The following is a 3,894-nucleotide window of genomic DNA, read 5'->3' as shown; positions in this document are numbered from 1 at the left end:
CCGGATTGAGATCGCCGTAGGGCGACCCTGTCGAGGTCGAGACCAGCACCCCGACCATCACGGCAAATCCCCAGCCGGCATTGATCATCAACCAGCTGGAACCCGCTCCCTTGGTGCCCCTGAGCATCGCATTGGCGACCACGCCACCTCCCAGCAGAATCATGAAGGTGGTGCCCAGAAACTCGCCCGTCATGACGTCAGTCCACATCTTGATGACCTCCGCCACTTGCCCCCTGTCAGTCGTCTACCGCCACCTCCCGCCCGCACGAACGCGCCCCATGACGATGGAGTGGTGCTATCGCCGGTGGATGGCGAGAAGAGGCGGAGACCCGAAATGACTTCGCCCCGTCGAGGGACGGGGCGAAGTCAGGCTACAGTGCCACAGGTGCAGGGGGCTGCTCCAGCGGATTGCGGCAAGGATTTGTTACAGCAGCAGATGCCACATCGAGGCCGCGATCAAGGCACCCGCCAGGGGGCCGGCGATCGGCACCCAGGCATACCCCCAGCCGGAGGCGCCCTTGCCGTGGATCGGCAACAAGGAGTGCGCGATACGCGGGCCCAGATCACGTGCCGGGTTGATGGCATAACCGGTCGCGCCACCCAGCGAGAGGCCGATGGCCCACACCAGCATGCCGACCAGATACGGCAGCAGGCCAGCGCTGATGGTGCCGGAACCGACGATGGCACCGATACCGAAGATCAGCACCACGGTCCCGATCACTTCGCTGAGCATGTTGCCCAGACGACACTCGACTGCCGGGTCCGTGCAGAACACCGCCCGCTTGAGGCCAGCATCGCTGGTGCGCTTCCAGTGCGGCAGATAGGCCAGCCACACCATCACGGCACCGGCGAAACAACCCAGCATCTGCGCGATGACATGCCGCGCCACATCCATGAGGGTGGCATGCACCCCGAGCAGATACTTGGCCAGCGTCACCGCCGGATTGAGGTCCGCCTGGGGCGAACCGGTCGAGACGGCCACGAATACGCCGATCATCACGGCAAAGCCCCAGCCGGTGGTGATCACGATCCAGCCGGAACCATTGCCCTTGGTGTCAGACAACACCACATTGGCGACCACGCCACCGCCGAACAGGATAAGGAACAGACAGCCGAGAAACTCGCCTGTCATGACATCGGTCCACATGCTCAGTGGCCTCCGTCGCTTTTCACTCTTTCCACCGCTTCCAGCCAGCCGGCGTAGAGGCGCTCACGCTGCTCTTCCGCCATTTCCGGCGCGAAGGTACGCTCGCAATGCCACAGCTCGCTGATCTCATCCAGGCTTTCATACCAGCCGATATGCAGGCCGGCCAGATACGCGACGCCCAGCGCCGTGGTTTCCAGCACGCGCGGACGATCCACCTTCACGCCCAGCATGTCAGACAGGAACTGCATCACCCAGTTGTTGCTGACCATGCCGCCATCCACGCGCAGATTCGCGCAGTTGATGGCCACGTCATCCAGCATGCACTCCTGCAGGTCACGCGTCTGATAGCACACCGACTGCAGGCCGGCCGCCACGATATCGGTGATGCCGGTGCCACGGGTCAGCCCCAGAATCGCCCCACGCGCCTGCGGGTCCCAGTGCGGTGCTCCCAGGCCAGTGAAGGCCGGCACCATGTAGACGCCGTGGTCGGCCTTGGCCGCACGCGCCAGCGGTTCGGTCTCGGAGGCATCGGAAAACAGCTTCAGGCCATCACGCAGCCACTGCACGGTAGCGCCCGCCACGAAGATGCTGCCTTCCATGGCATAGGTCGGCTTGCCATTGAGGCGATAACCCACCGTGGTCAGCAGACGATTGCGGGACAGCTCCATCTTCTCGCCGGTGTTCATGATCATGAAGCAGCCGGTGCCGTAGGTGCTCTTGCTCATGCCGGGCGTGAAACAGGCCTGGCCGACCAGCGCCGCCTGCTGATCGCCGGCCACGCCGCGAATCGGCATCGCCGCACCGAACAGCTGCGGATCGGTGGTGCCGAAATCATCACTGGAATCCAGCACTTGCGGCAGCAGGCTTTCCGGGATACCGAACAGCTCCAGCAGCTCGCTGTCCCAGCACTGATCGACGATGTTGAAGAGACAGGTACGCGAGGCGTTGGTGGCATCGGTGACGTGACGCTTGCCGGCGGTCAGCTTCCAGATCAGATAGCTGTCGACGGTACCGAAGGCCAGCTCGCCCTTCTCGGCGCGTGCGCGAACGCCTTCGACATTCTCGAGAATCCAGCGCAGCTTGGTCGCGGAGAAATACGGGTCGATCAGCAGACCGGTCTTCTGCTGGATCATGTCACCATGACCGGCATCGGAAAGCTCACGACAGTACTCGTGGGTGCGACGGTCCTGCCAGACGATGGCGTTGTAGACCGGCACGCCGGTCTTGCGGTCCCAGACGATGGTGGTCTCACGCTGGTTGGTGATCCCGATGGCGGCCACCTGCTCGGCGCCGACATTGGTGTTGATCAGCGACTGACGCACGGTGCGCTTCACCGACCCCCAGATATCATCGACGTTGTGCTCGACCCACCCGCTGTCCGGGAAATGCTGCGGGAATTCTTCCTGGGCCAGACCTGTCACCGTCCCTTCACGATCGAACAGGATGGCGCGGGAGCTGGTGGTACCCTGGTCGATCGCGAGAATGCGCGTGGGTCCATCGACGCGAGAGTCTTTCTCTGGCTTGGGGCTAGACATTATGACTGTCCTTGGCTTCGAGGCTGCTTCTGAGAGTACACGTCAGCGGAGACTGCGGTACTTCACTATATTGGCTCGGGTATCATGTGAGGGCGACAGGAGAAAGCGGGTTGGCTTTGTCCTCTTCGCGCTTGGCAGGCGCAGCGAGAACACTTCCTCTTGAACCATCACAACCGAACACGAAATGTTCGTCTTCGAATATCGCTGCAAACGTTAGCGCCAAATGCGCGCTATCACAAACGTATTACCAATCAATATCATTGTACCTTGGTCTCATGTCCATTGCGCCGACATGGCCTGTTGCAGCTTCGCAACACCTTGACGCCATTCGTCAAATTGCACTGACGCCCCCCTGTTGGATTAGGATGTACCCTCACTGGACGACCCCACTCCCCAACGGCAACCGTGATGCGCACTTGCTGACATGAAGTGAACTCACGTTTCGCAAGCCGCTGACAACAAGAGAGCAGGATGATGCAGCCAAAGCGCCATCGCGCCATTGTCGAACTGATCACGCGTCAGGGATATGCCTCCATCGAGCAGCTGGCCAGTCACTTCGAGGTCACGCCGCAGACCATTCGTCGCGACCTCAATCAGCTGTCCGAGGCCGGCGCGCTCAAGCGCGTGCACGGGGGCGCGGGGCTTGAGTCCAGTACCGTCAGCACCGCCTACAGCACCCGCAAGACATTGAACCTGGGCGCCAAGCGGCGCATGGCGGCCGCCCTGGCCAGGCAGATTCCTGACCACGCCTCGCTGTTCATCAACATCGGCACCAGCAACGAGATGGTGGCCGAGGCGCTGTGTGATCACCACGGGCTTGAGGTCATCACCAACAACCTGAACGTGGCGGCCATCCTCCAGCACAAGGAGGATTTCAATGTCATCGTGGCCGGCGGCATGGTGCGTTCCCGCGATGGCGGCATCATCGGCGAGGCAACCATCGACTTCATCAACCAGTTCAAGGTCGACTTCGGGATCATTGGCATCAGCGGCATCGATGAAGATGGCTCGCTGCTGGAATTCGACTATCAGGAAGTGCGTGTCGCCCAGGCGATCATCCACAACTCACGCCAAGTCTTCCTGATCGCGGATCACTCCAAGTTCCAGCGCAATGCGGTCGTGCGCCAGGGCAACCTGAGTCAGCTCGATGCGCTCTTCACCGATATCCAGCCCCCGGAAAGCATCCTGACCCTGATGCGTCAGCACGAGGTC

The 3,894-nt window shown here is 61.8% G+C and carries 3 protein-coding genes and 1 pseudogene; 1 reads left to right on the top strand and 3 read right to left on the bottom strand.

The window, feature by feature from the left end; all coding sequences use genetic code 11:
• The 3 genes and pseudogenes from AC4FAH_RS11815 to glpK form a co-directional block, all read right to left on the bottom strand.
• Positions 1-208 (bottom strand): annotated as a pseudogene (locus tag AC4FAH_RS11815) (hypothetical protein); the annotation flags it as partial.
• Positions 209-424: 216 nt separating this feature from the next.
• A complete protein-coding gene (locus tag AC4FAH_RS11810; protein ID WP_052384798.1) occupies positions 425-1,147 on the bottom strand; it encodes an MIP/aquaporin family protein in 723 nt (240 codons plus the stop codon).
• Positions 1,148-1,149: 2 nt separating this feature from the next.
• Positions 1,150-2,682, bottom strand: coding sequence for a glycerol kinase GlpK (glpK, locus tag AC4FAH_RS11805; protein WP_490246077.1), 1,533 nt, complete (start codon positions 2,680-2,682; stop codon positions 1,150-1,152).
• A gap of 471 nt (positions 2,683-3,153) precedes the next feature.
• Between glpK and AC4FAH_RS11800 the strand changes: the two genes are divergently transcribed.
• The coding region (locus AC4FAH_RS11800; protein ID WP_490246076.1) for a DeoR/GlpR family transcriptional regulator at positions 3,154-3,894 on the top strand (741 nt) is incomplete at its 3' end.

The sequence above is a fragment of the Cobetia sp. genome (assembly GCF_983723665.1).
This window is presented reverse-complemented; position numbering and strand designations above follow the sequence as displayed.

Bases quoted from the DNA above. Each gene is read 5' to 3' on its own strand.
- AC4FAH_RS11810 (WP_052384798.1), bottom strand. From the start codon at position 1,147: ATGTGGACCGATGTCATGACAGGCGAGTTTCTCGGCTGTCTGTTCCTT.
- glpK (WP_490246077.1), bottom strand. From the start codon at position 2,682: ATGTCTAGCCCCAAGCCAGAGAAAGACTCTCGCGTCGATGGACCCACG.